The organism is Rhodomicrobium udaipurense JA643 (genome assembly GCF_000636015.1).
GTDB classification, from domain to species: Bacteria; Pseudomonadota; Alphaproteobacteria; order Rhizobiales; family Rhodomicrobiaceae; genus Rhodomicrobium; species Rhodomicrobium udaipurense.
The window spans coordinates 1-1,855 of the sequence record NZ_JFZJ01000223.1 but is presented as its reverse complement, the minus strand read 5'-3'; the positions used below and the strand labels follow the sequence as shown (position 1 = coordinate 1,855).

Below are 1,855 nucleotides of genomic sequence, written 5' to 3'. Positions count from 1 at the left end.
AGGTGCCGCGAACGAATGCAAATGTCGGAATCGGACCACTAGTTTACAAAAAAACGCGGGAGGAAATGCCATGAGACAAACGATGATCGATATAGCGGCACAGGTGACTCAATACATGACGCCGGTTGCCTATGTGGGCGGCGTTCTGCTTTTCGTCGGGTTCCTCGCCTTCCTGATCTGGGTCGTCACGCACAGGGGAACGGGGTTGTTACGCCTCACGGGGCGCTTGCTGATCCTGCTCGGTGTGTTCTTCCTGGTATCTCAAATTGCGGCAATGGCTCTTGGGCTGGACCCCAGCGTCGATTTCCGGGAAGCCTGGTTCGAGATCAGCAGCAAGCCGTTCTGGTTGATCGGCCTTGTCCTGGTCTTCCCCGGCTTCGTGATGCGGATGGTCGGAGCGCTTCGGCCGACCCACTGACGAGGCCCGCGCGCGCCATCGGTTGATGGAACTACCGCACTCGCGTTTCAACGATACGGCGAAGCGCGACGATATCGAACGAAAACTGGTTGAGGCTGTGTTCGCGGATCAGACCCTGGCGCTTCAGTTCCGCCATCGATCGGCTCGCCGTTTCGGTGGTAAGCCCCAGCACTGCGCCGAGGTCTTCCCTGCTGAACAAACTGCATGAATTGCCGGTTTCACGTTCCGACAGCCAAAGCAGGAGCCGTATCACGCGGTCGCGCGCCGTTCCGGTTGAAAGCTCGGTAATCCAGCGGTCGGCGTCGCTGAGGGCGCGATACCAATGCGCCATGACGGTATGAAAAAGCCGTGAGTTGCCGTGCGAAAGCCGTTTCACGCTGCTAACCGGCAATCGGCAGACTTCGGTGGCCTGCAAGGCGATGGCCGAATGCCGGTAGACATCGCCGAGCATGCATTCCAACCCGATGACATCGGTTTTGCTCAGGAGGCGAACGATGCGCTGGCTGCCATCCGGCAGATAGTGCGTCAGCTTAACGAGTCCCGTTCGAATGGTAAAAAGCGACACGCCGTCATCGCCTGCGCGGTAGACGGTTTCTCCTGCCGCAAATTGGAGTTGGTCGATTGGTCGGTGAAGGTCGCGGAAATCGGCTTCCTCCAGGCCCGCAAAAAGCACGGACTGCCGGATGTTGCAGTTCAGGCAATCGGCAACGCCTGTCCACGCCTCCGCGGATGTAATTCGGTTCAAGTCAAACCCACGAGCGTCACAAGTCGATCCTTTGCAGCGGCTCCGATGCCGCTTGCCGCCGTCGGATTGCGCATTCGCAATGCTGGCGGATGATAATCGCATTACCGGTTTTGCAGTCAACAAACGAAAAGCGCACCAAGGCTGAAACAGCCTGCGCCAGGAGATCGACATGAAGATTGGCGTCACGAGCCAGAATTTCCGAACCATCACAGGACATGCTGGAAAAGCGCGGCGCTTCATGGTCTTCGAGGCTGCTTCGGACAACCAGATCGTGCTGACGGGTACACTCGATCTGCCGATGGAAATGAGCATTCACGAGCATCCCGCTGAGGCCGCGCATCCCCTGGACGGCATCGACGCTCTGATAACTGCCAGTTGTGGCGACGGCTTCGCAAAGAGACTCGCCGAGCGCGGCGTCAGGGTTATTTTGACCAGCGAAACAGATCCGATGACCGCCGTCACAGCTCTGCTGTCGGGTGCGGCCCTTCCGGCTCCCGCCGCCGATGACCATGATCACGGCCACGAAGCTTGCGGATGTCATTGTTCGGGTACGAGCCCGGCAGCGGGTTAAGTCTTCCCGGCGCGCCAATCCCAGTAACTTGCCCTGACGCCCGACGCGCGGTTTGAGCGCCGTTGGGCGTGGCTGTGAGGCTCATATGGGCGTGCATGCGCGCTCAAGCCTCGGTTGGCCC

The 1,855-nt window shown here is 59.5% G+C and carries 3 protein-coding genes; 2 read left to right on the top strand and 1 reads right to left on the bottom strand.

What is annotated here, in order from left to right:
• On the top strand, nucleotides 1–418 hold a 418-nt coding region (locus T281_RS16995), incomplete at its 5' end, for a hypothetical protein (RefSeq protein ID WP_245269287.1).
• A gap of 31 nt (nucleotides 419–449) precedes the next feature.
• Here T281_RS16995 and T281_RS16990 read toward each other — a convergent pair.
• Nucleotides 450–1,403: a Crp/Fnr family transcriptional regulator gene (locus T281_RS16990; protein WP_245269286.1), complete on the bottom strand. Its 954-nt coding sequence runs from the start codon at nucleotides 1,401–1,403 to the stop codon at nucleotides 450–452.
• Here T281_RS16990 and T281_RS18545 point away from each other — a divergent pair.
• Entirely contained in the window at nucleotides 1,402–1,734 is a 333-nt protein-coding gene (locus tag T281_RS18545; RefSeq protein WP_245269285.1) for a NifB/NifX family molybdenum-iron cluster-binding protein, read from the top strand. The genes T281_RS16990 and T281_RS18545 overlap by 2 nt on opposite strands.
• The last annotated feature ends 121 nt before the right edge of the window (nucleotides 1,735–1,855 follow it).